Origin of the sequence: Luteimicrobium sp. NPDC057192, assembly GCF_042670205.1 — a bacterium.
Taxonomy (GTDB): Bacteria; Actinomycetota; Actinomycetes; order Actinomycetales; family Cellulomonadaceae; genus Luteimicrobium.
In genome coordinates this window covers 22,645-46,647 of the sequence record NZ_JBHUWD010000027.1, presented here as the reverse complement: position 1 = coordinate 46,647, position 24,003 = coordinate 22,645, and the positions used below count along the sequence as shown (strand labels likewise).

The window sequence follows — 24,003 nt, the reverse complement described above, 5'->3', positions numbered from 1 at the left end:
AGCCTACCGGGCCGGGGCGTCGTTCAGTCGCGCCCCACCTCGGCGCCGAGCGCGGAGAGCTTCTCCTGGAAGTGCTCGTAGCCGCGGTCGATGAGCGAGATGCCCCGCACCGTCGACGTCCCCTTCGCCGCGAGGGCGGCGATCAGGTGGCTGAACCCGCCGCGCAGGTCGGGGACCTCGATCTCGGCGGCCGCGAGCGGCGTCGGGCCGGAGATCACGGCGGAGTGATGGAAGTTGCGCTGCCCGAACCGGCACGGTCGGCCGCCGAGGCACTCCTTGTAGACCTGGATCGTGGCACCCATGCCGCGCAGCGCGTCCGTGAACCCGAAGCGGTTCTCGTACACCGTCTCGTGCACGATCGAGAGGCCCTTGGCCTGCGTGAGCGCGACGACGAGCGGCTGCTGCCAGTCGGTCATGAAGCCGGGGTGGACGTCGGTCTCGAGCACGATCGCGTCGAGGTCCCCGCCCGGGTGGTAGAAGCGGATGCCCTCGTCGTCGACCTCGAACTCGCCGCCGACCTTCCGGAACGTGTTGAGGAACGTCATCATCTCGGGCTGGGTGGCGCCCTTGACGTAGATGTCGCCGGCGGTCGCGAGCGCCGCGGACGCCCACGAGGCTGCCTCGATGCGGTCGGCCAGCGCGGTGTGCCGGAAGCCGACGAGGCGGTCGACGCCCTCGACGCGGATCACCCGGTCGGTGTCCACGGAGATGATCGCGCCCATCTTCTGGAGCACCGCGATGAGGTCCATGATCTCGGGCTCGATCGCCGCGTTCGACAGCTCGGTCACCCCGTCGGCGCGGACGGCGGTGAGGAGGAGCTGCTCGGTCGCGCCCACGCTCGGGTACGGGAGCTCGACCTTGGTGCCGTGCAGACCGCGAGGCGCGCGGATGTGGATGCCCTGCTCGCGCTTGTCCACGACCGCGCCGAACTGCCGCAGGATGTCGAGGTGGTAGTTGATCGGCCGGTCGCCGATGTGGCAGCCGCCGAGGTCGGGGATGAAGGCCTCTCCCAGGCGGTGCAGCAGCGGGCCGCAGAACAGGATCGGGATGCGGCTGGACCCGGCGTGCGCGTCGATGTCGGCCACGTGCGCCGACTCCACGTCGCGGGGGTCGAGGCGCAGGGTGCCGGCGACCGGGTCCGAGTCGACCCGGACGCCGTGCAGCTCGAGCAGCCCGGTGACGACGTTGACGTCACGGATCTCCGGCACGTTGCGCAGCTCGCTCGGCGTCTCGCCGAGCACGGACGCGACCATCGCCTTCGAGACGAAGTTCTTCGCACCCCGGACGGTGATGGTCCCCTTGAGCGGGTTGCCGCCGTTGACGTACAGCAGATCTGACATAGGCCTATCGTCACCCACAGCTCGTCGTTCGCGCGCACAGGGGCGCCTGGCGCGGTGTGGCGCCGGTCATCGTTCCCCTCGGCCGGGCCGCGCACCACCGTACGTCACCCGGCAGCCCGGCCCGTACCGGCACGCACGGCACGCACGACGTCGTCGCAGCACCTCCACACGCGGGGACGAACCGTACGAACCACCCGTTCATTCCCGTCCCGCCCCGACGCCTCCTTCGCGAAGCGCTCCTCCCCGCGAGGTACCTCTCACCAGGCAGCCCGGCGACCCGTCGACCTCAGGCCCCGTGTCGGTGGCGCGGCCTAGCGTCGGTGCCATGCGGATCGGGATCGTGGCGAGCACGACGACGGCGGAACAGTCGGTCGACCTCGCGGTCGAGGCGGAGCAGCACGGCTGGGACGGCGCGTTCACCTGGGACGGCCTGAGCATCGGCTCCCAGGAGATGGTCGACCCGTGGGCGGTGCTCGGCGCCGCGGCGGCGCGGACGTCGCGGATCACGCTCGGCGCGATGGTCTTCGCGCTCCCCCGCCGACGCCCGTGGGAGCTGGTCCGACCGGCCGTGACCGTGGACCACCTGTCGCGCGGGCGGCTCGTCCTCCCGGTCGGCGTCGGCGTCCTCGACGACGCGGGCTTCACCGCGGTCCCGGGCCAGCTCACCGGGCTCCGCGAGCGCGCCGAGCTCCTCGACGACGCCCTGGCGTTCCTGGACCAGGCCTGGTCGGGCGGGGCGTTCGCCTTCACGGGCACGCACACGACCACGGGCGAGATGCAGTTCCTCCCCCGCCCTCTCGCGCGTCCCGGGATCGGCCACCGGGTCCCCGTCTGGCCCGTCGGCGTGTGGGACGCCTCCCGCCCACCTGCCCGGTCGCTCGACCGGGCGCTGCGCGCCGACGGCATCATGGTCCAGCTGCGCGGCGAGCGCGCGTTCGACGACATCACGCCCGACGACGTCGCCAGCCTGGTCGCGTGGCTCGACTCGCGGCGCGACGAGCTCGGGCTCGAACGGCCCGCCGACGCGCCGTTCGACGTCGTTCTGCAGGGCATCCTGCCCGACGACGACCCCGCGGGTGCGCGCGAGCGTCTCGACGCGCTGGGCGCGGCCGGGGCGACGTGGTGGGTCGAGTCGCGGTGGGACCCGGCGACCGTGACGCCCGAGGCGCTCCTCGACCGGGTACGGCAAGGGCCGCCCGGCACGTGACTCACGTGCGCGGGCGGCCCCGGCGTCGGGCGGCGCTCAGGCCGTGGGGCGCGCCGCCTCGATCTCGACGGTCGGCAGGTGCCTCGCCGGCAAGGTCCGCGGGCGCCACGAGGCGCGCGTCTCCTCGAAGGCCGAGATCTCGTCGGCGTGCTGCAGCGTGAGGCCGATGTCGTCGAGGCCCTCGAGCAGGCGCCACCGCGTGTAGTCGTCGATGTGGAACGGCACGGTGATGTCGTCGGCGTGCACGGTGCGCTCGACGAGGTCGACGGTCACCTCGGTGCCGGGCTTGGTCTCGAGGATCTTCCAGAGGAGCTCGATGTCCTCCTGCGCGACGACGCCCGCGACGAGGCCCTGCTTGCCCGAGTTGCCGCGGAAGATGTCCGCGAACCGGGACGCGAGGACGACCCGGAACCCGTAGTCCTTGAGCGCCCAGACCGCGTGCTCGCGCGATGAGCCGGTGCCGAAGTCGGGGCCCGCCACCAGGACGGATCCCGTCCGGTAGGCGTCCTGGTTGAGCACGAACGACGGGTCCCCGCGCCAGGCGGCGAACAGCGCGTCCTCGAACCCGCTGCGCGTGATGCGCTTGAGGTAGACGGCGGGGATGATCTGGTCGGTGTCGACGTTGCTGCGGCGCAGCGGAACCCCGACGCCCGTGTGGACGGTGAACTTCTCCATGGGTCTCTTCCTTCCGGGAAGCGGGGTCAGGCCTGCGGGCCGGCGGACAGGACGGGCAGACCGAGGTCCACGACGGCGGGTGCGTCGCCGTCGAACCCGGGCGCGCCGACGCCGTCGAGCGGCGACCCGTCGAACGTCGTCAGGTCGACGTCGCTCGGCAGGTCGAGGTCGGCGAGCGAGGACAGCGTGCCGCGGATCGCGGTCGCGGCTGCGACGAGCGGCGACACGAGGTGCGTGCGACCGCCCTTGCCCTGGCGGCCCTCGAAGTTGCGGTTCGACGTCGACGCGGAGCGCTCCCCCGGGGCGAGCTGGTCGGGGTTCATGCCGAGGCACATCGAGCAGCCGGCGTTGCGCCACTCGGCGCCGAAGTCCTTGAAGATGGCGTCGAGGCCCTCGGCCTCGGCCTGGAGGCGCACGCGCGCCGACGCCGGGACGACGAGCACGCGGACGTCCTGGGCCTTCTCGCGCCCCTTGAGGACCTTGGCGACCGACCGCAGGTCCTCGATGCGGCCGTTGGTGCAGGAGCCGATGAAGACGGTGTCGACCTTGACGTCGCGGAGCGGGACGCCCGGCTCGAGACCCATGTACTCCAGCGCGCGCTCGGCCGCGACGCGCTCGTTGGCGTCTGCGATCTCCGCGGGCACCGGCACGTTGGCCGAGAGGGGCAGGCCCTGTCCGGGGTTGGTGCCCCAGGTCACGAACGGCTCCAGGTCGGCGGCACGGAGGACCACCTCGGCGTCGAACTCGGCGTCGTCGTCGGAGCGCAGCGTGCGCCAGTACTCGACGGCGGCGTCCCAGTCCTCGCCCTCGGGCGCGTGCGGACGGCCCTTCAGGTAGTCGAACGTGGTGTCGTCGGGCGCGATCATGCCGGCGCGGGCGCCGGCCTCGATCGACATGTTGCAGATCGTCATCCGCGCCTCCATGGAGAGCTTGCGGATGGCCTCGCCGCGGTACTCGAGCACGTAGCCCTGCCCGCCACCGGTGCCGATCTTCGCGATGATCGCGAGGATGATGTCCTTGCTCGTGGTCCCGGCCGGCAGCTCGCCGTCGACCGTGATCGCCATGGTCTTGAACGGCGCGAGCGGGAGCGTCTGCGTCGCGAGCACGTGCTCGACCTCGGACGTGCCGATGCCGAACGCGAGCGCGCCGAACGCGCCGTGCGTCGAGGTGTGCGAGTCGCCACAGACGACGGTCAGACCGGGCTGCGTCAGGCCGAGCTGCGGGCCGACCTGGTGGACGATGCCCTGGTCGGCGTCGCCGAGCGAGTGGATCCGGACCCCGAACTCGGCCGCGTTGGCGCGCAGGGTGTCGATCTGCTTGCGGCTGGTCTCGTCCGCGATCGGCAGGTCGATGTCGAGCGTCGGGGTGTTGTGGTCCTCGGTCGCGATCGTGAGGTCCGGGCGGCGCACGGGGCGACCGGCGAGCCGGAGGCCCTCGAAGGCCTGGGGGCTCGTCACCTCGTGCACGAGGTGGAGGTCGATGTAGAGGAGGTCCGGCGACCCGTCGGTGCCACGGCGCACGAGGTGCGCCTGCCAGACCTTCTCTGCCAGCGTGCCGGCCATGGGGATGTCCTCTCGTTCCTTCGGGTGCGCTCTGTCGACCGGGACGACCGGTCGACGGCGCGGCGATACTACGTGCCGGATCTTGGCGCATTTGCATCTCAGCGGCTGAGACGCCAGTATTCGGCCTATGGACAATACTAGCGGAGTCGGCGTGCTCGACAAGGCCGCGTCCGTCCTGAGCGCTCTCGAGGCCGGACCTGCGACGTTGGCCCAGCTCGTCGTCTCGACCGGGCTCGCCCGGCCGACGGCGCACCGGCTCGCGGTCGCGCTCGAGAACCTGCGCTTCGTGTCGCGGGACATGCAGGGGCGGTTCGTGCTCGGCCCGCGGCTCAACGAGCTCGCGACCGCCGCGGGTGAGGACCGGCTCCTCGCCGCGGCCAACCCGGTGCTCACCGCGCTCCGGGACCACACGGGCGAGAGCGCCCAGCTCTACCGGCGTCAGGGCGACCTGCGCATCTGCGTCGCGACGGCCGAGCGGCCCGTCGGGCTGCGCGACTCGATCCCGGTCGGCGCGACGCTGACCATGGGTGCCGGATCCGCCGCGCAGATCCTCCTCGCGTGGGAGGAGCCGGACCGGCTCCACCGCGGGCTGCGGGACGCCAAGTTCACCGCGACGATCCTCTCGGGCGTCCGGAGGCGGGGATGGGCCCAGTCGGTCGGCGAGCGCGAGCTCGGCGTCGCGTCGGTCTCCGCGCCGGTCCGTAACCAGGCGGGCCGCGTCGTCGCCGCCGTCTCCATCTCCGGCCCGGTCGAGCGCCTCTCGCGTCAGCCCGGACGTCTCCACGCGCCCGCCGTCGCGGCCGCGGCCAACCGCCTCACCGAGGTGCTCGCCCGCGCCGGCGAGTGACCCCGTCGCCGAACCTGCCCCGCCGGGGCAGGTTCGGCGGCAGCATCCCGGCCGGCATGCTCTCCGACGCCGGCCACGAGGCCGGCTCGAGCGGCACTCCGGTCGCGCGCCGAGGCGCGGCCTTCCCTCCGTCGGACGGCGTGCCGGACGCGGGACTCACCGTGTCCCCCGACAGTGCGGGCGCGGGCGGGACGGGCGCCGGAGGGCCGGGCTGTGCTGGGGGGATCGCGCGCGAGCCCGCCGACCCCGTGGGCGCGAAGGACGGCGGCGGTGGCGGCGGGACCGCGGGAAGCTCGCCCGTCGGCGCGGACGAGTACCCCGCCTCGCCCGCCCCCACGACGGGCGCCGGGCGCTCCGCGGCGCGCGACGACGCACCCCCGCGGCGGGCCGGCCCGGAGCGTCGCGGCGTCACACCGGGCACGGGGACCTCGCCGCCGAACAGCGTGTCGCAGATGCTGCGATAGGTGGCGTCGGGGTGCGCGACCCAGTCGATCCGGCGCATCGCCTGGTCCTGCCCGGCGGACTCGAGCACGAACCGGCCGTAGCCGAGCACGCGGCCCATCGGGCTGCGGGTGTAGCTCATGTCCGTCACCTTGCCGAGCGGCAGCATCGCCACCTTGCGCGAGATGAACCCGGACGTCAGGAGCAAGCGCTTGTCCGTGGCGACGAACCACTCCAGACGCCACTCGAAGACACGGTAGAGCGCGCGACCGACCGGGATCAGCGCCAGCCACCAGAGGAGGCTCGCGTCCACCTGCAAGGCGTGCTCGACGACCATGACGAGCAGCGCGGCGACCACCAGCCCGAGCACCGCGGTCGCGGCGGGCTCCGCGACGGAGGCCCAGTGCCGGTGGCTCGCGACGACGACGCGCTCCGCGGGCAGAACGATCTGCTTGAGCACCGCCGCGGCCCGAGGGTCGTGGTGGCGGTCCTCGCCGTCGTCGTGCCAGGTCACGCGGCCACGCCCTGGGTCACTTCCCGACGAGCGCCGAGAAGAAGTTGCCGATCCCCTCGAACGCCTGGACGATCACGTCCCCGATCCCCTTGATGACGTCGGCGGCCTTGTCGGGGCTCTTGACGATCGCGTAGACCAGGAACGCCACGACGAACCAGATCAGGACCGTCTTCGCCTTGCCGGGCATCGCAGCTCCTCAGGGTCGAGCGGGCGTCGGGGACGGGGCGGACAGGTGGGGACGCGTGCGGCAGTTTACCCATCCAGGCTGATTCCGGGGCGTTCGACACGCCCCCGCGCGCGCCGCCTCCGCCACGCGCCTTCCCCCACGCCTGAGGAACGACATCCGGGCACGAGAGAGGCCCGGCCATCCTGAGTCGGATGACCGGGCCTCGCTTGTACCCCCAACGGGATTTGAACCCGTGTTACCGCCGTGAGAGGGCGACGTCCTAGGCCGCTAGACGATGGGGGCCTGTGACCGGTGAGCGCTTCGCGTTCACCTGCCGGTTGAGAACTCTACCGCATGTTTCCCATGGTCATGACCACCGGAAGCGGAGCGTTCTCCGCTGGGGTACCAGGACTCGAACCTAGACTAAGTGAACCAGAATCACTCGTGCTGCCAATTACACCATACCCCATGGGGGTATTCATCCTCGTCCGACACCTCTCTCCGAGAGGCTGTCCCGAGGACTCCTACCGACCGAGAACACTACCGGACGGGACCGGGCAGCGCCAAAACGCCTCCGCCGCGCGCGCCCGCGCCGCGGCCGACACGGTCAGCCCAGCACGACCGCGGCGCCGAGCGCCACCGCCGTGGCCAGCCCGGCGCTCGCCGCGCCGAGCCCGACGACCCGGCCGCCGGTGCGGACGAGCTCGCGCACGTCGACCGCGAGGCCCATCGCGAAGAGCGCCGCGGCGAACAGGACGTTCGACGTCTCGGTCGCCAGGTGCACGACGGCGTCGGGCACGACGCCGAGCGATCGCACCACGACCGCCGCGAGGAAGCCCACGACGAAGAGCGGCACGGGTGCGGCCCGCCGGGCCGTCGTCGCGGCTCCTCGCTCGCCGGCGGCGGCAGCACGACGGCGCGACCGGGTCACCGCGACACCGGCGCACGCGACGAGCGGCGCCAGGAGCACGACGCGGGCGAGCTTGGTCACCGTCGCGACCGCGAGAGCCGCGGGCGACACGGCGCCGGCGGCCGCGACGACCTGCGCGACCTCCTGGACGCTCGCGCCGATCCAGAGCCCGGCCCGGTGGTCCCCGAGCCCGAGGACACCGACGAGCCACGGCAGGACGACGATGGCGAGCGAGCCGAAGATCGTCACGAGCGCGAGGGCCGCGGCGGCGTCGTCGTCGTGCTCCTCGTCGGGGTCGACGGCGCCCTTCATGGCGCTGACGGCGGCGGCCCCGCAGATCGCGAAGCCCGTGCCGACCAGGAGGCTCGTCGCACGGGGCAGCCGGAGCGCCCGGCCGAGCAGGAGGGTCCCGCCGAGCGTCGTGAGGACGGTCACGGCGACGACGGTGAGGCCGCGCCAGCCGAGCGCGAGGACCTGGGGCAGCGAGAGCTGGAGACCCAGCAGCACGACGCCGGTCCGCAGGCCGTGCTTGGCGGCCCAGGCCGCCCCCGGGTGCGTCCGGGCCAGCGAGAGGGAGCCGGCAGGACGGGCCCGGAGGACCGTGCTGACGACGATCCCGAGCACGAGCGCGAGCACCGGCACGGACAGCACCGGGACGAGCGCGTGGGCGCCGATCACGACGGCCGCGGCGGCTGCGCAGGCCGCGAGCCCGGGCCACGTCCCGCGCAGGCTCCGGCGGTCCGGGGACCGCGTCCCGGCGTCGCCTGCGCGCGGCGCGCCGGGGACGGGGACGGTCGGGCGGGTGAGCCGGGGGGCAGCGGGGCCGTTCATACCTCCACCGTCGCGGGCGCCGGGGAGCTCCGGAACCCTGCACCTCGCGTCCAGGTCATAGCATCGGGCTATGACCGATCTCCCGGCTCCCTCGACGCTCGAGCTGCTCGTCGCCGCCGACTCGCACGGCTCGATCTCAGCCGCGGCGCGCACCCTGGGCATCACGCAGCCGTCGGCGTCGGCGGCGCTGCGACGTCTCGAGCGCAGCCTCGGGCTCGAGCTCCTCGTCCGCACGCCCCGGGGGACGCGGCTCACGGACGCGGGCCGCGTCGCGGCCGAGTGCGCCCGCGGCGTCCTCGACGCCTACACGACGCTCGGCTCGACCCTCGCTGCCCTGCGCGAGGTCCCCGGGGCCCGCGTGCGGGTGGCGGCGAGCCTCACCATCGCCGAGCACCTCGCGCCACGCTGGCTCGCGACGCTGGGGCGCGAGCCCCGCGGCCCCCGCGAGGGGGCGGCGCCCGACGTCGAGCTCGTGGTGTGCAACTCGGCCGAGGTGACGCGCCGCGTCCTCGACGACGACGTCGCCCTCGGGTTCGTCGAGTCGCCCGAGCTGGCGCGGGGCCTGCGGTGGTCGCTGGTCGCCGAGGACGAGCTCGTCGTCGTGGTCGCGGCGGACCACGCGTGGGCGAAGCGCCGAGCGCTCGGGTTCGACGAGCTGCTGCGTGGCGGGCTCGTCGTGCGGGAGGAGGGCTCGGGCACCCGGGCGAGCCTCGAGCGCGCGCTCGGACGCGTGCGGCGCACGCTGCCCGCGCACCTCCCCCAGCTCGGCAGCACGCAGGCGGTGCGTACGGCGGTCCTGCACGCGGGCGCGGTCGCCGTCCTGTCACGGCTCGCGGTCGAGGACGACCTGGCGAGGGGAGCGCTCGTCGCGCTCCCGGTGCCCGACCTCGACCTCGTGCGGCCGCTGCGCGCCGTCTGGAAGGACGGCGAGACGTTGTCGGCCGGGGCGCGCCGCCTCGTCGCGGTGGCGCAGGGTCAGCGCACCGCGGCCTGAGTCACGCTCTCGGCGAGCCGCGTGAGCGAGGGCACGACGACGACCCCCGCCTCGTCCGCGGCCGCCGGGTCCTCGAGATGGCCGTCGCCGCGCCGGGTGCCGGGGCGGTCGAGCCACACGCCGACGAGCCCGGCACGGACGGCGCCGATCGCGTCGACGTCGAGCTCGTCGCCCACGTAAAGGGTGCGCGCCGGGTCGGTGCCGAGCAGCCGCGCGCCCTCCTGGAAGACGCGCGGGTCGGGCTTGCCGACGCCGAAGTTCTCGACCGTCACGAGCACCGGCACGTCCGCGAGGCCGCTCGCCGCGAGCTTGCGGTCCTGCATGGCACGCGCGGCGTTCGTCACGGCGCCGACCTCGAGGCCGGCCGCGCGCAGCGCGTCGACCGTCGCGCGCGCGTCGTCGTGGGCGTGCCACGACCGCTCGAACGTGCCCCAGAAGACCTCGAGCCACGCCGGGTACGTCGCCTCGTCGACGGGCGGGCCGCCGAACGTGCGGTGCAGCTCGTCGGCCCGCAGCCGGCGCTGCTCGTCGAACGCGAGCTCGCCGCGCGTGTAGGCGCGGTAGTAGCCGTGCGGGTCGCCCCGCCAGAGCGCGACCATCTCGGGGACGCGGTCGGCCGGCACGTGCGGCAGGTACGTACGCCAGACCGCCTCGACGGACGCGGCGAAGGCCCCCCGCGTGTCCACGAGGGTGTCGTCGACGTCCAGCAGGACGCCCTCGAGGTCGGCGGGCAGCGCCGTCGTCACGAGGCCGCGGGGGTCGATGCGAGGCGCGCGATCGCGGCGTCCACCCGGGCGAGCGTGCGCTCCCGGCCGAGCACGGCCAGCGACTCGAAGAGCGGCAGGCCGATCGTCCGGCCGGTCACGGCGACGCGGACGGGCGCCTGGGCCTTGCCGAGCTTGAGCTCGTGCGCCAGGCCCACGCGCTCGACGGTGCCCTTGAGGGGCTCGGCCTCCCACGGCTCGAGCGTCGCGAACGCCTCGCGGACCTCCGCGAGCAGCTCCGCGGCCGGCGGCTTCATGGCCTTGGCCCAGGACGCCTCGTCGTCGACGGGCTCGTCGAGGAACAGGAAGTCGACGTTCTTGGTGATCTCCGACAGCAGCGCGACGCGCGTCTGCGTGAGCGGCGCGACGGCGTCGAACGTGGCCTGGTCGAACGCCTCGGGGGCCCACGGCGCGGCCGGGGCGACGAGCCACGGCGCGCACGCCGCGGCGAACTCGCGGGCGGGCAGGGCGCGGATGTACTCGCCGTTGAACGCCGTGAGCTTCTTGATGTCGAAGAAGGCGGGGGCCGAGTTGACCTCGTCGAGCCGGAACCGCGTGACCAGCTCGTCGAACGGCAGGATCTCCTCGTCGTTGCCGGGCGCCCAGCCGAGCAGCATGAGGTAGTTGACCATCGCGGACGGCAGGATGCCCTCGGCGAAGAAGTCCTCGAGCGCCACCTTGTCGCGGCGCTTCGACAGCTTCTGGCGCTTCTCGTTGACGAGGACGGGCAGGTGCGCCCACACGGGCGGCTCGGCGCCCAGCGCCTCCCACAGCAGCTGCTGCTTGGGCGTGTTGGGGAGGTGCTCCTCGCCGCGGATCACGTGCGTGATGCGCTCGTCCATGTCGTCGACGACGTTCGCGAGCAGGAACACGGGCGACCCGTCGCCGCGCGCGACCACGAAGTCCTCGATCGCCGAGTTCGGGAACGTGGGGTTGCCCCGGATCACGTCGACGACGGTCGTCTCGCCCTCGTCGGGCGTGCGGAAGCGCAAGGCCCGGCCCGGCTCGTAGGCGAGCCCGCGGTCGCGGCAGAAGCCGTCGTAGCCGGCGTGCTGCGAGCCCGTGCGCGCGACGACGTCGTCGCGGGTGCAGTCGCAGTAGTACGCGCGCCCGGCGTCGAACAGCCGGGCCGCGGCCTGCTCGTGCAGCCCGCGGTTCGCGGACTGGAAGTACGGGCCCTCGAACGTCGGGTCGCCCTCGTGCACGCCGAGCGCGGCCATGGCGCTGAGGATGCCGTCGGTCCACTCGGGCCGGTTGCGGGCGGCGTCGGTGTCCTCGACGCGCAGCACGAAGATCCCGCCGGACTGCTTGGCGACCGCCCAGTTGAAGAGGGTCGAGCGGGCGGAGCCGACGTGGAACATGCCCGTCGGGGACGGCGCGAAGCGGACACGGATCGGCGAGGTGCCGGGCGCAGGGAAGGTCACCGCGCCAGGATATCGGCCCCTCAGGCGGGCGCGTCGTCGGCCGAGCGGAGCGACGCGACCGCCGACCGCGAGGTCCGCAGGTGCGCGGCGACCGTCCGGGCGGCGCCCTCGACGTCGCCGGCGTGGATCGCGTCGAGCAGGAGGCGGTGCTCGCCGGCCATCTGCGCGAGGTCCTCGTGCTGGCCGAGCAGCCAGCGGGCGCGGCTCGCGGTCACGGCCGTGACCTCGTCGAGCACCGTGTTGCCGGCGGCCGCGAGGAGGGCCTCGTGGAAGTCGGCCGCGGCCCGGCGGGCGGCGGCCGCGTCACCCCGAGCGGCGGCGTCGTCCTCGCGGCCGAGTGCGTCCGCGAGCGCCCCGAGGCGACCTGGGTCCCGGTGCTCGGCCGCGCGCCGGGCGGCGAGGCCTTCGAGCGCCGCGCGGACGTCGAGCAGGTCGTCGACGTCGTCGTCCGAGAAGGTGCGGACGACCGCCCACGTGCGGGGCCGGGGCGTGACGAGCCCCTCGCCCACGAGGAGGCGGAGCGCCTCGCGGACGGGCACGCGGCTCACCCCGAGCTCGTCGGCGAGGTCCCGCTCGACGAGCTTGCTGCCGGGCGCGCGCTCGCCCACGACGATCTGGTCCCGGAGGACGCGTGCGACGCGCTGCGGCTCGGGCTCGAAGGCGGTCGGCGGCGTGCCGGGAAGCTCCATGTCCTACCTCTCGGGGGGTCTCGCGTCCCCTGGCGCACAAATGGTATACCGTTTTGAGATGCGCCGAGCCTTCTTGCTCCCGACGATCGTCACGCTCATCCTCGCCCTCTTCGCGCTCGCGGCCTGCACGCCGAGCACCGCGGACGGCGCCCCGAGCCCGACGACGACGGCGACGACCGCGGCGCCCACCCCGACCACCCCGAGGAGCTCCGTGCCCGAGCCCGCCGCGCCGGCGCCCGCGCGCTACCTCCTCGCGACGCAGGCCGAGTCCGACGGTCTCGTGGTCGTCGACCCCGCAGACCGTGAGGGCACTGCGGTCGTGGGCCGCGTCGAGGTCGGCGAGGCGCCGTGGGGCGTGGCCGTCCACGGCGCCACGCAGCGCGCGTACGTCGCGACGGCGCGCGGGGTCGCGGTCGTCGACCTCGCCGCACGCGCTCGGGTCGCCCTCGTGCCGTACCGCGACGCGCCCGCGCAGGTCACGTACGGCGAGTACCGGCTCGGCGGGACCGGCATCGCCGTCTCGCCCGACGGCCGCCGCGTCTACGTGGCCGTGAACCGGGGCGGCACGTCGGCGCTCGAGACGGTCGACGTCGCCTCCCGCCGCGTCGTCGCGAGCACGCCCGTCGGACTGCGCCCGTTCGACGTCCTGGTCTCGGCCGACGGCCGCGAGGCGTACACGGTCGACCACGACGCGTTCTCCGTGCACGTCGTCGACACGCGGACGTTCGAGGCGCGGCGGATCGAGGTCGCGCCGTTCGGCACCGAGGGCGGCCTCGCGTCGTTCGAGAAGCCGCACTATGCGGTCCTCGACGACGACGGCACGCTCCTCCTGCCCTACCAGGGACGCGTCGTCGTGCGGCTCGACCCGGCCACCGGACGCACGTCGACGATCCGCCAGACCGCCGACAGCCACCAGCACGGCGTGACGCGCACCCCCGACGGCCGCCTCGTGGTCGTGGGCGACGGGCCGTTCGGCAACGCGGGCGGCGGCCCCAACGTCGCTGTCCTCGACCCCGCGACGGGCGACGAGCGCGTCAAGGCGCTCGACCGCACGCACGAGACCGTGACGACGTGGACCGACCCCGCGGACGGCGCGCTCATGGCCGTCCTCGCGGGCGGCTACACGCAGTCCGGCGCGTGGGACGGCGCGACCGTCGTCGACCTCGCCACGCTCGAGACCTACGAGATCCAGATCCCCGGGCGACCCCAGGTGGTCGTCCCGCTCCCGGAAGGACCGACCCCATGACCCCCTCCCCCGAGACCGTGACCGTCCTGCGGAACGTGCGCCCCTGGGGCGGCGACGCCGTCGACGTGCACGTCGCGGACGGCCGCATCACTGCCCTCGCGCCGCACGACCCGGCCGTCCCTGCCCCACCCGCCGACGGTGTCGTCGACGGGCGCGGCCTGCTCGCCATCCCCGGCCTGGTCAACGCCCACGCGCACGTCGACAAGAGCTGGTGGGGCAAGCCGTGGGTCAGCTACGGCGGCGAGGCCACCACGCAGGGCCGGATCGCGCACGAGCGCGCCCACCGCGACGAGCTCGGCATCCCCGGGATCGACGTCACGCTCGCCGTGCTGCGCGAGTTCCTCCGGCACGGGACCACCGCGATCCGGACCCACGTCGACGTCGACCTCGGCCTCGGGCTGCGGGGCATCGAGGTCGTCCGCGACGCGCTCGAGGCCGTCGGCGGTGCGGTGCACGCCGAGATCGTCGCGTTCCCCCAGGACGGCGTCCTGCGGCGTCCGGGCGTGCTCGCGCTGCTCGACGAGGCGGCGGCCGCGGGCGCCGAGCACGTTGGCGGCCTGGACCCGGCGTCGATCGATCGTGACCCGGTCGGCCAGCTCGACGGGCTGTTCGCGATCGCCGAGCGCCGCGGCGTGGGCGTCGACGTCCACCTGCACGACGGCGGCCCGCTCGGCGCGTTCCAGATCGAGCTCATGATCGAGCGCACGCTGCGCGCGGGGCTCCAGGGCATGGTCAACGTGGCGCACGGGTTCGCGGTCGGCGAGCTGCCGGCGTCGCGGCAGGCGGACCTCGTCGCCGCGATGGGCGAGGCCGGCATCACGATGACGACCGTCGCGCCGATCGGCGCCGCTCCCCTGCCCGTGCACGCGCTGCGCGAGGCGGGCGTCGCCGTCGGGCTGGGGACGGACGGGATCCGCGACCTGTGGTCGCCCTACGGCACGGGCGACCTGCTCGCGCTCACGACCCAGCTGGCCCGGCTGTCACGGTTCCGCCACGACGACGAGCTCGTGACCGCGGCGCGGATCGCGTCGTCGGACGCCGCCCCGTTCGTCGGGCGTGGCGTGCACGACCTCGTCGTGGGCGCGCCCGCGGACGTCGTCCTCGTCGACGCCGAGAACGTGCCGGACGCCGTCGTGCGGGCGCCGGGCCGCGCGCTCGTCGTCGCGGGCGGCCGGGTCGTCGCGCGGGACGGGGACGTGCTCGTCTGAGCACGTCCCCGCCCGGCGACGTGCTAGAGCGAAGGGTCGCGGCGGACCACGGGGTTCGAGAGGACCCCGATGCCCTCGACCTCGCACTCGACCCGGTCGCCCTGGTCGATCAGCCCGACGCCGGCGGGCGTGCCCGTGAGGATGACGTCGCCCGGGAGCAGCGTGAACGCCTCGGAGATGTAGGAGACGAGGAACGGGATGTCGAAGACGAGGTCGCGGGTGCGCCCGTCCTGGCGGGGCTCGCCGTTGACGCGCGACCGGACGGCGACGTCCTCGACGTCGAGCTCCGTCTCGATCCACGGGCCGAGCGGGCACGAGCTGTCGAAGCCCTTGGCGCGGGCCCACTGGCCGTCCGTGCGCTGGGCGTCGCGCGCAGTCACGTCGTTCGCGACCGTGTACCCGAGGATGTGGTCGAGCGCCCGCTCCGGGGTGACGTCCTTGGTGACGCGCCCGACGACGAGCGCGAGCTCGGCCTCGTAGCTGACCTCCTGGCTGAAGTCGGGCAGGACGATCGGGTCGTCCGGTCCGGCGACCGCCGTGTTGGGCTTGAAGAACAGCAGCGGGCTGCTGGGCACCTCGCCGCCCATCTCCTTCGCGTGGTCGGCGTAGTTCTTCCCGACCGCGACGATCTTGGAGCGCGGGATCACGGGCGCGAGGAGCCGGACGCCGTCGCCCAGCTCGAGACGCTCGCCCGTGGGCGTCGTCGGCATGTAGAGCGGGTCCCCGGTGAGGACCGCGAGGAACGTGCGGTCACCCTCCTGCTGGACGATGGCGTAGCGGGGGTCGTCCCCGGTCGTGAATCTCGCGATGCGCACGGGCCCAGCCTAGCCACGCGCCGGGCTACGCTCCCGACGTGCAGATCCGTCCCCGCACCGACGACGACGCCCCCGCCCTGATCGCGATCCTCACCCAGGTCCACGAGCGGGACGGCTACCCGGCGCGCCCGCTCAACGTGCGGCGCGAGTGGCTCTGGCAGGACGCCTTCGTGGGAGCCTGGGTCGCCGTCGACGACGGCGTCGTGGTCGGCCACGTGGCGCTCGCCGACGGCTTCGCCGGGCCGGGCGTGCCCGAGGGGGCGCTCGGGATCTCGCGGCTGTTCGTCGCGCCGCGCGCGACCGGCCGAGGAGCGGGGGCGGCCCTGCTGGACGCCGCACGGGTGGGCGCGGGCGACCGCCCGCTCGGGCTCGAGGTCGCCGACTGGTCGGCCGCGGCGCGCGCGTTGTACGAGCGGCTCGGCTGGCGGCAGGTGGGCGAGGGCGTGGCGGAGTGGGCCGGCCCGGACGGGCGGCACCCCACGCTCACCTACTTCGTGGCTCCCTGAGCCGCCGCCGGGTGGGCCCGACGCCGCGTCAGGCCCGGGCGAGAACCTCGCCGTGCAGGACGGCGAACCACCCCTCGGGCGACGCGGCCCACCCCTTCCACTCGTGCGCGAGCTGCTCGAGCGCGACGTCGTCGGCAAGGCCGGAGTCCTTGGCCTGGACGGCGAAGTTCGACTCGAGGCACCGCTCGGCCCACAGCTCGCCCCACCACTCGCGGTCGGTCGGCGTGGCGTAGCACCAGACCCCCGCGGACGGCACCACGCCGGCCGGGTCGAAGCCCGCCTCCTGGACCCAGGCGAGCAGGCGCCGTCCGGCGTCGGCCTGGTAGCCGTAGGCCGACGTGACCTCGTGGTAGAGCTCGTTCCATTCCGTGAGGCCCGCGTTCTCGGGGTACCACGTCATGGCGGAGTAGTCGGCGTCGCGGACGGCGACGAGGCCGCCGGGCTTCGCGACGCGGTGCATCTCGCGCAGCGCCGCGACCGGGTCGGACAGGTGCTGCAGGAGCTGGTGGGCGTGCACCACGTCGAACGAGTCGTCCTCGAAGGGGAGCTCGTACGCGTTGGCGTGCCCGAACTCGACGTTCTCCAGGCCGCTGTTGTCGCCGAGCGCGCGGGCCGCCTCGAGCACCTTCTCCGAGGCGTCGACACCGACGACCCGGCCGGGCGCGACGTAGCGCGCGAGGTCGACGGTGAGCGTGGCCGGGCCGCAGCCGACGTCGAGCAGGCTGTTGCCGCGGACGAGGTGCGGCACGAGGTAGGCCGCGGAGTTCGCGGCGGTCCGCCACCGGTGCGACCGGAGGACGGACTCGTGATGGCCGTGGGTGTAGGACTCGGACTCCGCGGACAGGGGGTGGTGCTGCGGGGTGCTGGGCGCCTCGACGTCGTCTTCGGCGAGAGGCGACCCGGACAGGGATCCGGCGGGTGCGCCGGTAGCTTCGGTCATGGATCCACGGTAGGCGCGGGGACCCGCGGCCACGACCCGCTTCTCACATGCTGGCGACCGGGTCGCTCGAACCTCTTAGGCTCGGGACCATGAGCGACGAGCTGCAGGTCCCCGAGCCCGAACCGGTCCGCGCCACCGAGAACGCCGGGCCGCCCGCCCAGCGCCGGCTCGGACGGTCAGGCCTGGTCGTGTCCGCGATCGGGCTCGGCTGCAACAACCTGGGCCGGTCGAACACCGTCACCTCGACCGTCGAGGGCTCGCAGCTGCTCGTCGACGCCGCGCTCGACGCGGGGATCACGTTCTTCGACGTCGCCGACAACTACGGCGTCCGCCCCGGTCTGGCGGAGGAGATCCTCGGCAAGACCCTCGGGAAGCGCCGCGACGACGTCGTCGTCGCCACGAAGTTCGGCATGAGCGTGGGCGACCTCAACGGTCGCGACTTCGACGCCCGCGGGTCACGGCGGTACGTCGTGAAGGCGGTCGAGGGGTCGCTGCGCCGCCTCGGGACCGACCGCATCGACCTCTACCAGTTCCACACGCCGGATCCGCTCACCCCGATCGACGAGACGCTCGCCGCGCTCGACGACGTCGTGCGGGCCGGGAAGGTGCGCTACGTCGGGCACGCGAACCGGGCGGGCTGGCAGATCGCGGACGCCGAGCACGTGGCCCGTGCGCTCGGGACGACGCGCTTCGTGTCCGCGCAGAACGAGTACAACCTGCTGGCACGCAAGGCCGAGCTCGAGGTGCTGCCCGCCGCCGAGGCCTACGGGCTCGGGGTGCTGCCCTACTACCCGCTCGCCAACGGTCTCCTGACCGGGAAGTACGCGGACGGTTCCCGGCCCGGTGACGGCCGCCTCGTCCACACCAAGCCCGAGCTCCTCGAGCAGGCACCCTGGGAGAAGCTGGCCCGGCTGCACGCGTTCGCCGAGGTGCGGGGGCTCACGGACCTCGAGGTCGCGATCGGGTGGCTCCTGTCGCGCCCGCAGGTCGCGAGCGTCATCGCGGGCGCCACGCGTCCCGACCAGGTGCGGCAGAACGCCGCCGCGGCGTCCTGGGTGCCGGCGGCCGGCGACCTGGCCGAGCTCGACGGGATCTTCCCGCCGCCGCGCAAGGTCGCGCCCTTCTGACGGGGAGCCCGGTCTCCTAGACCACCTCGACGGAGCTCACGCTGACCGTGGCGTCGTGCAGCTGCTGGGCGGTGAGGTCGGTGTCCTGGAACGCCCACACGGTCGTCGCGGAGCCGACGGCGAGGTCGCGGACGGCGACCTCGTCGCTCGCGACCACGGCGCCGTCGGAGGCGCGGGCCTCGAGGCCGATCGTGAAGGCCGCGCCCGCGGCGGACACGTTGGTCACGGACACCGGGAGGCCGGAGAACTCGACGGTGGACCCGGGCACGCTGCTCGTCCCGATGTCGATCGCGAGGCCTTCGGTGAGGACCTCGTCGGTCGCCGCCCCGTCGACGTCGTCGACGGTCGCGGTCGGGCTCGGGGTACCGACGGAGCTCGTCGACGCGGACTGCGAGGCGCCGACCGCGAGGCCGGCGACGATCGCGAGCACGACGCCCCAGATGGCGAGCCGGCGCCCGGTGCGGTCCGCCCGGTCCGTGCGCGACCACGCGATCCCCGCGCAGACGAGCGTCCCGACGCCGAGCACGATCGCCGCTCGCGGGACGAGCACGCCCATGACGAGGGCGAGCGCGGCGAGCCCGATCGCGACGGCGCCGAGCACGCGGGCGGGACGGTCGCCGTGCGACTGGGTCGTCGTCATCCCGCTCCTCTCGTGGGCCGTCCGTGGTGTCGGGTCGATCAAGTCTGGGACTTGCTACTGGGCAGTTGCTGGGTATACCTCGAGATTCGTCTGAGCGTCCGGCGGGGGCTACCTGAGCCACTGGCAACCGACGCCCACCTGGGGCGACGTCCGCAAGAAGTGCCGCCGCCGCCCGCGAGGTTCCTTCTATTCTGACCGAAGACGAGGTAAAGCACAAATAAAGACAGGACCTGTGAAGAGTCTGTCGAGAGGTTGTCACGCCAAGGGTCGACGGCCCGGCCCGGGCCGGCCGGCGCCTATCCTGAGGCCGTGTCCACGGCCGCCGTCCTCGCTGCACCGCCGCTGCCGTACGTGCGGTGGGCCGAGCAGGCGCGCGCCCACGCAGCACGCGCAGACGCGTTCACGGCCGGCTGGCGTGAACGCCGCACGACCGGCGCGACGCACGCCATCGAGGACTTCCTGTTCACCTACTACCCGACCCGGCCCGCGCAGCTGAGGCGCTGGCACCCGGGTCCGGGCGTCGTCCTCGGGACACCCCCCGACGACGCCCGGCCGGACCTCCGCGTCGCACTCGAGGAGCGGCGCACCTGGCGCTGGTACCGCGCCCTGCCCGACGGCGTCACGCTCGACGTCGCCGCGTTCCTCGCGGAGCGCGGCGACACCATCCGCTACGTCGTCGACCTGCTGGCGGCGACCGCGTCCCGCCCCGCCCGGTTCGGCTGCCTCGGGCTGCACGAGTGGGCCATGGTCTACCGCGACCACGCCGCCGGGCGCGAGAGCCGCCACCCGCTCCCCCTGCGCCTGGGCGGGGACGGCACGGACGCCGTCGTCGAGGGTCACCGGATCCGGTGCACCCACTTCGACGCGTACCGCTTCTTCACCCCTGAGGCGTCCGGCCTCAACACCGAGCACCCGACGCGCGAGACCCAGCCCGCCCTCGAGCAGCCGGGTTGTCTGCACGCCAACATGGACCTGTACAAGTGGGCGCTCAAGCTCGGGCCCGCCGTGCCCGGCGATCTGCTGCTCGACACGTTCGAGCTCGCCCGCGACGTGCGGATCCTCGACATGCAGGCGAGCCCCTACGACGTGTCGTCGTACGGGCTCGCGCCCGTCGCGATCGAGACACCCGACGGCCGGGCCGAGTACGTCCGACGGCAGCAGGACTTCGCCGAGCGCTCAGTCGGCCTGCGCGCCCGCTTGCTGGACGCCTGCACCACTCTCCTCGCAGCGGCCTAACCCTTTCCGCGACTGCGCCATCTTGTCGCGCTCGCCCGCCAACCCGCGTCGCAGTCGGCGACCGCGACGTCACCGTGGGCGAACACAACGTCACCGCCGGCGAACGGAACGTCACCGCCGGCGAACGGAACGTCACCACCGGCGCGACGAGCGTCACCGTCGGCGTCGCCGCGAGCGCCTGGGAGGATGGTCCGGTGACCACGCTCGCGGACCTCCTGCCCGACGTCGCGCCGTCCGGGGAGGCTCCGGACGCCGACGTGCTCTACGACGCGTTCGCGACGTGGGCGTCGGACCAGGGTCTGAACCTGTACGACCACCAGAGCGAGGCGCTCATCGAGCTGGCGTCGGAGTCGCACGTGATCCTCGCGACGCCGACGGGCTCGGGGAAATCGCTGGTCGCGCTGGGCGCGCAGTTCTTCGCGCTGGCGGACCGGCACGCGGGTGTCGCGAGCGGTCGCACCTACTACACGGCGCCGCTCAAGGCGTTGGTGAGCGAGAAGTTCTTCGCGCTCGTGGCGGCGTTCGGGTCGGCGAACGTCGGGATGATGACGGGTGACACGGCCGTGAACCCGGGCGCCCCGATCATCTGCTGCACGGCGGAGATCCTCGCCAACATCGCCCTGCGCGACGGCGCGGGCGACGCCGACGACCCCGCGGTCGCGCAGGTCGTCATGGACGAGTTCCACTACTACGCGGACCCGCAGCGCGGGTGGGCGTGGCAGGTCCCGCTGCTCGAGCTCCCCCACACCCAGTTCGTGCTGATGTCGGCGACGCTCGGCGACACGTCGCGCTTCACGGACGAGCTCGAGCGTCGCAGCGGCCGCGACGTCGCCGTCGTGACGAGCGTCGAGCGTCCTGTCCCGCTCACGTACTCGTACGTCGTCGAGCCGCTCACCGAGGTCGTCGACGAGCTCGTGCACACGCACCGCGCCCCGGTCTACGTCGTGCACTTCACGCAGGCGTCCGCCGTCGAGCGGGCGCAGGCCCTGCTGTCGATGAACCTCGCCACGCGCGACGAGAAGGCCGCCATCGCGGACGAGCTCGGGGACTTCCGGTTCACGAGCGGCTTCGGCCGCACCTTGTCCCGCCTGCTCCGGCACGGCGTCGGCGTGCACCACGCGGGCATGCTGCCCAAGTACCGGCGCGTCGTCGAGCGGCTCACGCAGCGCGGGCTGCTCAAGGTCGTGTGCGGCACCGACACGCTCGGCGTCGGCATCAACGTCCCGATCCGCACGGTCCTCCTGACGAGCCTCGTGAAGTTCGACGGCGAGCGCATGCGCCACCTCACGGCGCGCGAGTTCCACCAGATCGCGGGCCGCGCGGGGCGGGCCGGCTACGACACGGTGGGCGAGGTGCTCGTCATGGCGCCGGACCACGTGATCGAGAACCGCAAGGCGCTCGAGAAGGCCGGGGACGACCCGAAGAAGCTCAAGAAGATCGTCCGGAAGAAGGCCCCCGAGGGCTCGGTGAACTGGACGGACAAGACGTTCGAGCGGCTCCGCGACGCCGACCCCGAGCCCCTGACCAGCCATTTCAAGGTGTCGCACGGAATGGTGCTCAACGTGCTCGCGCGCTCCGAGCACCCGCACGCCCCGGGAACCGCGGACGCCCACGACCCCGTCCTCGCGATGCGCCACCTGCTCCTCGCCAACCACGACACCGACGCGCAGCGCGCCGAGCACGTCCGGCAGGTGTTCCGTATCTACCGGTCGCTGCGGGTCGCCGGGATCGTCGAGCGGGTGCGTGTCCCCGACAAGGCCGACCCGCGCGGCTGGCACCCGAGCGTGCGGCTCACGGTCGACGTGCCCCGCGACTTCGCGCTCGACCAGCCGCTCTCGCCGTTCGCGCTCGCGGCCATGGACCTGCTGAACACCGAAGCGCCGGAGTACCCGCTCGACGTCGTCTCCGTCATCGAGGCCACCCTCGACGACCCGCGCCAGGTCCTGGTCGCCCAGCAGTTCAAGGCACGGGGCGAGGCGGTCGCCGCGATGAAGGCCGAGGGCTACGACTACGACGAGCGCATGGCCGCGCTCGAGGACGTCACCTGGCCGCAGCCGCTCGCCGAGCTCCTCGAGCCGGCGTTCGAGACGTACCGGCGCTCCAACCCCTGGGTGTCCGACGCGCGGCTGTCGCCCAAGTCGGTCGTCCGCGACATGCTCGAGCGCGCCATGACATTCGCCGAGCTCGTCTCGACGTACCAGCTCGACCGGACCGAGGGCGTCGTCCTGCGCTACCTCGCCGACGCGTACCGGGCGATCCGCCGCACCGTCCCCGAGGAGCACCGCACCGAGGAGGTCCTCGAGATCACGGAGTGGCTGGGCGAGCTCGTCCGCGGGGTCGACTCGAGCCTGCTCGACGAGTGGGAGCGCCTGGCGCGCCCCGTCGACGACGACGCGGACGACCAGACGGGCGACACCCCCCTCGCAGGCACGGGAGAGTCCGCGGCCGCGCGCCCGCTGACGGCGACGCCCCGCGCGCTGCGCGTGCTCGTCCGCAACGCGCTGTTCCGGCGCGTCGAGCTGGCGTCGCGCGAGGACTGGGACGCCCTCGGCTCGCTCGACGGCACGTCGGGCTGGGACGCCGGCGCCTGGCACGACGCGCTCGACCCCATGTTCGAGGAGTACGGCGACGACGCGATCGGCATCGACGCGGGCGCCCGGTCCACCGCCCTGGTGACGCTCGTCGAGTCGGGCGAGACGCCGTCGGGCGAGGACCTCGCACCGGGGACCTGGTTCGTCCGCCAGACCCTCGACGACCCGGACGGCGACCACGACTGGGTGCTCGACGCCGTCGTCGACCTGGCGGCGAGCGACGAGGCCGGCGAGGTCGTGCTGGAGGTCGTGCGCGCCGGGCGCCTCTGACCTGCGGCGGAGCCACGCGGTGCCCTGGCACCATGGGGTCATGGCGAAGAAGAGTCGGTCCGGCGGCAAGAGCGCGGGCCACGGCGGCACCCCGGCGGTCGTCGCCCTCGAGCGGGCCGGCGTCACGTTCACGCAGCACCCGTACGAGCACGACCCGTCCACCGATCTCGGGTACGGGCTGGAGGCAGCCGCGGCGATCGGCGTCGAGCCGGCCCGGGTCTTCAAGACGCTCGTGAGCGACGTCGACGGGCGGCTCGTCGTCGGGATCGTGCCCGTCGACCGCAAGCTGGACCTCAAGGCCCTCGCCAAGGCGGCGGGTGGCAAGAAGGCGGCGCTCGCGGAGCAGGCCGCTGCCGAGCGCGCGACCGGCTACGTCGTCGGCGGGATCTCGCCGCTCGGGCAGAAGCAGCGGCTCGTCACGGTGCTCGACGACTCGGCGCTCGCGTTCGACACCGTGTACGTGTCGGGCGGTCGGCGGGGCTTCGACGTCGGGCTCGCCCCGGAGGACCTCGTGCGCCTCACGGGCGCGACGACGGCGCCCGTCGCCCGGGACTGACGACAGCCGGCGACGCCGCGCGCAGGTCAGCCCTGCGGCGGGTACGGGTAGCCGGCCGGGTACGGCTGGCGCAGGGTGTCGGTGCTGACGATGTCCTTGCCGAGCGGGACGAGCGAGATCGGCACCATCTTGAAGTTCGCGATGCCAAACGGGATGCCGATGATCGTGATGCAGAGCGCGATGCCGCTGACGATGTGCCCGATCGCGAGCCACAGCCCCGCGAAGACGATCCAGATGACGTTGCCGATCACCGAGCCCGCGCCGGCGCCCGGCTTGTCGACGATGGTCCGGCCGAACGGCCACAGCGCGTAGCCGGCGATTCGGAACGACGCGATCCCGAACGGGATGGTGACGATGAGGATGCAGCAGATGATTCCCGCCGCCACGTAGCCGAGGGCGAGCCAGAAGCCGCTCAGCACCAGCCAGAGAACGTTGAGGATCGTCTTCATGCCTCCAGTGTCCCCGACGGGCGCGCATGCGCGCTGGGGCTCCTAGACTCGGCCC

23 protein-coding genes and 2 tRNA genes are annotated in these 24,003 nt (G+C 73.7%); 10 read left to right on the top strand and 15 right to left on the bottom strand.

The window, feature by feature from the left end:
- Nucleotides 1–23 precede the first annotated feature (23 nt).
- On the bottom strand, nucleotides 24–1,340 hold the full coding sequence (murA, locus tag ACFT5B_RS13280; protein WP_386798980.1) for a UDP-N-acetylglucosamine 1-carboxyvinyltransferase: 1,317 nt from the start codon (nucleotides 1,338–1,340) through the stop codon (nucleotides 24–26).
- Nucleotides 1,341–1,665: 325 nt separating this feature from the next.
- Here murA and ACFT5B_RS13275 point away from each other — a divergent pair, with 325 nt between their 5' ends.
- The gene (locus ACFT5B_RS13275) at nucleotides 1,666–2,547 is read left to right on the top strand and encodes an LLM class flavin-dependent oxidoreductase (RefSeq protein ID WP_386798978.1); all 882 of its coding nucleotides are present in this window, start codon (nucleotides 1,666–1,668) and stop codon (nucleotides 2,545–2,547) included.
- Between the two features lie 36 nt (nucleotides 2,548–2,583).
- On the opposite strand, the gene leuD is transcribed toward ACFT5B_RS13275, so the two are convergent.
- Together leuD and leuC are read right to left on the bottom strand one after the other, a co-directional pair.
- Nucleotides 2,584–3,222: a 3-isopropylmalate dehydratase small subunit gene (gene leuD / locus ACFT5B_RS13270; RefSeq protein WP_386798976.1), complete on the bottom strand. Its 639-nt coding sequence runs from the start codon at nucleotides 3,220–3,222 to the stop codon at nucleotides 2,584–2,586.
- A gap of 26 nt (nucleotides 3,223–3,248) precedes the next feature.
- Nucleotides 3,249–4,784, bottom strand: coding sequence for a 3-isopropylmalate dehydratase large subunit (leuC, locus tag ACFT5B_RS13265; RefSeq protein WP_386798974.1), 1,536 nt, complete (start codon nucleotides 4,782–4,784; stop codon nucleotides 3,249–3,251).
- Between the two features lie 127 nt (nucleotides 4,785–4,911).
- Here leuC and ACFT5B_RS13260 point away from each other — a divergent pair, with 127 nt between their 5' ends.
- On the top strand, nucleotides 4,912–5,631 hold the full coding sequence (locus tag ACFT5B_RS13260; protein ID WP_386798972.1) for an IclR family transcriptional regulator: 720 nt from the start codon (nucleotides 4,912–4,914) through the stop codon (nucleotides 5,629–5,631).
- Here the strand turns inward: ACFT5B_RS13260 and ACFT5B_RS13255 are convergent.
- The 5 genes from ACFT5B_RS13255 to ACFT5B_RS13235 form a co-directional block, all read right to left on the bottom strand.
- The gene (locus ACFT5B_RS13255) at nucleotides 5,600–6,586 is read right to left on the bottom strand and encodes a PH domain-containing protein (protein ID WP_386798969.1); all 987 of its coding nucleotides are present in this window, start codon (nucleotides 6,584–6,586) and stop codon (nucleotides 5,600–5,602) included. The two genes, ACFT5B_RS13260 and ACFT5B_RS13255, sit on opposite strands and share 32 nt — an antisense overlap.
- 16 nt (nucleotides 6,587–6,602) lie before the next feature.
- Nucleotides 6,603–6,773: a hypothetical protein gene (locus ACFT5B_RS13250; protein WP_194174195.1), complete on the bottom strand. Its 171-nt coding sequence runs from the start codon at nucleotides 6,771–6,773 to the stop codon at nucleotides 6,603–6,605.
- A gap of 209 nt (nucleotides 6,774–6,982) precedes the next feature.
- Nucleotides 6,983–7,055 (bottom strand) — tRNA-Glu (locus ACFT5B_RS13245).
- A 94-nt stretch (nucleotides 7,056–7,149) separates the two neighbouring features.
- Nucleotides 7,150–7,221 (bottom strand) — tRNA-Gln (locus ACFT5B_RS13240).
- Nucleotides 7,222–7,359: 138 nt separating this feature from the next.
- Nucleotides 7,360–8,493 carry a YeiH family protein gene (locus ACFT5B_RS13235; protein WP_386798967.1) on the bottom strand — a complete coding sequence of 378 codons (1,134 nt, stop codon included), beginning with the start codon at nucleotides 8,491–8,493 and terminating at the stop codon, nucleotides 7,360–7,362.
- 70 nt (nucleotides 8,494–8,563) lie between these two features.
- On the opposite strand from ACFT5B_RS13235, the gene ACFT5B_RS13230 reads away from it, so the two are divergent.
- The gene (locus ACFT5B_RS13230; protein ID WP_386798965.1) at nucleotides 8,564–9,487 is read left to right on the top strand and encodes a LysR family transcriptional regulator; all 924 of its coding nucleotides are present in this window, start codon (nucleotides 8,564–8,566) and stop codon (nucleotides 9,485–9,487) included.
- On the opposite strand, the gene ACFT5B_RS13225 is transcribed toward ACFT5B_RS13230, so the two are convergent.
- Genes ACFT5B_RS13225 through ACFT5B_RS13215 form a run of 3 tightly spaced genes read right to left on the bottom strand, consistent with a single transcriptional unit; the run spans nucleotide 9,469 to nucleotide 12,364 of the window.
- Nucleotides 9,469–10,233, bottom strand: coding sequence for an HAD family hydrolase (locus ACFT5B_RS13225; protein ID WP_386798963.1), 765 nt, complete (start codon nucleotides 10,231–10,233; stop codon nucleotides 9,469–9,471). The genes ACFT5B_RS13230 and ACFT5B_RS13225 overlap by 19 nt on opposite strands.
- Nucleotides 10,230–11,675, bottom strand: coding sequence for a glutamate--tRNA ligase (gene gltX / locus ACFT5B_RS13220; protein ID WP_386798961.1), 1,446 nt, complete (start codon nucleotides 11,673–11,675; stop codon nucleotides 10,230–10,232). Before gltX ends, ACFT5B_RS13225 begins: the two co-directional genes overlap by 4 nt.
- A 20-nt stretch (nucleotides 11,676–11,695) precedes the next feature.
- Nucleotides 11,696–12,364 (bottom strand): GntR family transcriptional regulator, encoded by a 669-nt coding sequence (locus ACFT5B_RS13215; RefSeq protein WP_386798959.1) that lies wholly within the window; start codon nucleotides 12,362–12,364, stop codon nucleotides 11,696–11,698.
- A 58-nt stretch (nucleotides 12,365–12,422) separates the two neighbouring features.
- Between ACFT5B_RS13215 and ACFT5B_RS13210 the strand changes: the two genes are divergently transcribed.
- On the top strand, nucleotides 12,423–13,610 hold the full coding sequence (locus tag ACFT5B_RS13210; protein WP_386798957.1) for a YncE family protein: 1,188 nt from the start codon (nucleotides 12,423–12,425) through the stop codon (nucleotides 13,608–13,610).
- Nucleotides 13,607–14,818: an amidohydrolase gene (locus tag ACFT5B_RS13205; protein WP_386798955.1), complete on the top strand. Its 1,212-nt coding sequence runs from the start codon at nucleotides 13,607–13,609 to the stop codon at nucleotides 14,816–14,818. The genes ACFT5B_RS13210 and ACFT5B_RS13205 overlap by 4 nt, the downstream gene beginning before the upstream one ends.
- Nucleotides 14,819–14,841: 23 nt before the next feature.
- Here the strand turns inward: ACFT5B_RS13205 and ACFT5B_RS13200 are convergent, their stop codons facing one another.
- Nucleotides 14,842–15,633: a fumarylacetoacetate hydrolase family protein gene (locus tag ACFT5B_RS13200; RefSeq protein WP_386798953.1), complete on the bottom strand. Its 792-nt coding sequence runs from the start codon at nucleotides 15,631–15,633 to the stop codon at nucleotides 14,842–14,844.
- A gap of 38 nt (nucleotides 15,634–15,671) precedes the next feature.
- Between ACFT5B_RS13200 and ACFT5B_RS13195 the strand changes: the two genes are divergently transcribed.
- The gene (locus ACFT5B_RS13195; protein ID WP_386798951.1) at nucleotides 15,672–16,139 is read left to right on the top strand and encodes a GNAT family N-acetyltransferase; all 468 of its coding nucleotides are present in this window, start codon (nucleotides 15,672–15,674) and stop codon (nucleotides 16,137–16,139) included.
- A gap of 28 nt (nucleotides 16,140–16,167) precedes the next feature.
- Here the strand turns inward: ACFT5B_RS13195 and ACFT5B_RS13190 are convergent, their stop codons facing one another.
- Nucleotides 16,168–17,079: a methyltransferase domain-containing protein gene (locus ACFT5B_RS13190; RefSeq protein ID WP_386798949.1), complete on the bottom strand. Its 912-nt coding sequence runs from the start codon at nucleotides 17,077–17,079 to the stop codon at nucleotides 16,168–16,170.
- An 89-nt stretch (nucleotides 17,080–17,168) separates the two neighbouring features.
- Here ACFT5B_RS13190 and ACFT5B_RS13185 point away from each other — a divergent pair, with 89 nt between their 5' ends.
- On the top strand, nucleotides 17,169–18,206 hold the full coding sequence (locus tag ACFT5B_RS13185) for an aldo/keto reductase (protein ID WP_386798947.1): 1,038 nt from the start codon (nucleotides 17,169–17,171) through the stop codon (nucleotides 18,204–18,206).
- Nucleotides 18,207–18,222: 16 nt separating this feature from the next.
- Here ACFT5B_RS13185 and ACFT5B_RS13180 read toward each other — a convergent pair whose 3' ends face one another.
- Entirely contained in the window at nucleotides 18,223–18,846 is a 624-nt protein-coding gene (locus ACFT5B_RS13180) for a hypothetical protein (RefSeq protein ID WP_386798945.1), read from the bottom strand.
- A gap of 309 nt (nucleotides 18,847–19,155) precedes the next feature.
- Here ACFT5B_RS13180 and ACFT5B_RS13175 point away from each other — a divergent pair, with 309 nt between their 5' ends.
- The 3 genes from ACFT5B_RS13175 to ybaK all read left to right on the top strand — a co-directional run bounded on the left by ACFT5B_RS13175 (nucleotide 19,156) and on the right by ybaK (nucleotide 23,499).
- The gene (locus ACFT5B_RS13175; RefSeq protein ID WP_386798943.1) at nucleotides 19,156–20,082 is read left to right on the top strand and encodes a 3-methyladenine DNA glycosylase; all 927 of its coding nucleotides are present in this window, start codon (nucleotides 19,156–19,158) and stop codon (nucleotides 20,080–20,082) included.
- Between the two features lie 194 nt (nucleotides 20,083–20,276).
- The gene (locus ACFT5B_RS13170) at nucleotides 20,277–22,943 is read left to right on the top strand and encodes a DEAD/DEAH box helicase (protein WP_386798941.1); all 2,667 of its coding nucleotides are present in this window, start codon (nucleotides 20,277–20,279) and stop codon (nucleotides 22,941–22,943) included.
- A gap of 40 nt (nucleotides 22,944–22,983) precedes the next feature.
- Nucleotides 22,984–23,499: a Cys-tRNA(Pro) deacylase gene (gene ybaK / locus ACFT5B_RS13165; RefSeq protein WP_386798939.1), complete on the top strand. Its 516-nt coding sequence runs from the start codon at nucleotides 22,984–22,986 to the stop codon at nucleotides 23,497–23,499.
- Between the two features lie 26 nt (nucleotides 23,500–23,525).
- Here ybaK and ACFT5B_RS13160 read toward each other — a convergent pair whose 3' ends face one another.
- On the bottom strand, nucleotides 23,526–23,948 hold the full coding sequence (locus ACFT5B_RS13160) for a YccF domain-containing protein (RefSeq protein ID WP_386798937.1): 423 nt from the start codon (nucleotides 23,946–23,948) through the stop codon (nucleotides 23,526–23,528).
- Nucleotides 23,949–24,003 lie beyond the last annotated feature (55 nt).

What these genes read in the sequence shown, in the direction of transcription:
- ACFT5B_RS13215 (WP_386798959.1), bottom strand. Translation starts at nt 12,364, where the DNA reads ATGGAGCTTCCCGGCACGCCGCCGACCGCCTTCGAGCCCGAGCCGCAG.
- ACFT5B_RS13230 (WP_386798965.1), top strand. Translation starts at nt 8,564, where the DNA reads ATGACCGATCTCCCGGCTCCCTCGACGCTCGAGCTGCTCGTCGCCGCC.
- ACFT5B_RS13185 (WP_386798947.1), top strand. Translation starts at nt 17,169, where the DNA reads ATGAGCGACGAGCTGCAGGTCCCCGAGCCCGAACCGGTCCGCGCCACC.
- ACFT5B_RS13205 (WP_386798955.1), top strand. Translation starts at nt 13,607, where the DNA reads ATGACCCCCTCCCCCGAGACCGTGACCGTCCTGCGGAACGTGCGCCCC.
- ACFT5B_RS13260 (WP_386798972.1), top strand. Translation starts at nt 4,912, where the DNA reads ATGGACAATACTAGCGGAGTCGGCGTGCTCGACAAGGCCGCGTCCGTC.
- murA (WP_386798980.1), bottom strand. Translation starts at nt 1,340, where the DNA reads ATGTCAGATCTGCTGTACGTCAACGGCGGCAACCCGCTCAAGGGGACC.
- ACFT5B_RS13160 (WP_386798937.1), bottom strand. Translation starts at nt 23,948, where the DNA reads ATGAAGACGATCCTCAACGTTCTCTGGCTGGTGCTGAGCGGCTTCTGG.
- ACFT5B_RS13235 (WP_386798967.1), bottom strand. Translation starts at nt 8,493, where the DNA reads ATGAACGGCCCCGCTGCCCCCCGGCTCACCCGCCCGACCGTCCCCGTC.
- ACFT5B_RS13190 (WP_386798949.1), bottom strand. Translation starts at nt 17,079, where the DNA reads ATGACCGAAGCTACCGGCGCACCCGCCGGATCCCTGTCCGGGTCGCCT.
- ACFT5B_RS13210 (WP_386798957.1), top strand. Translation starts at nt 12,423, where the DNA reads ATGCGCCGAGCCTTCTTGCTCCCGACGATCGTCACGCTCATCCTCGCC.
- ybaK (WP_386798939.1), top strand. Translation starts at nt 22,984, where the DNA reads ATGGCGAAGAAGAGTCGGTCCGGCGGCAAGAGCGCGGGCCACGGCGGC.
- ACFT5B_RS13275 (WP_386798978.1), top strand. Translation starts at nt 1,666, where the DNA reads ATGCGGATCGGGATCGTGGCGAGCACGACGACGGCGGAACAGTCGGTC.
- leuD (WP_386798976.1), bottom strand. Translation starts at nt 3,222, where the DNA reads ATGGAGAAGTTCACCGTCCACACGGGCGTCGGGGTTCCGCTGCGCCGC.
- ACFT5B_RS13180 (WP_386798945.1), bottom strand. Translation starts at nt 18,846, where the DNA reads ATGACGACGACCCAGTCGCACGGCGACCGTCCCGCCCGCGTGCTCGGC.
- ACFT5B_RS13250 (WP_194174195.1), bottom strand. Translation starts at nt 6,773, where the DNA reads ATGCCCGGCAAGGCGAAGACGGTCCTGATCTGGTTCGTCGTGGCGTTC.
- leuC (WP_386798974.1), bottom strand. Translation starts at nt 4,784, where the DNA reads ATGGCCGGCACGCTGGCAGAGAAGGTCTGGCAGGCGCACCTCGTGCGC.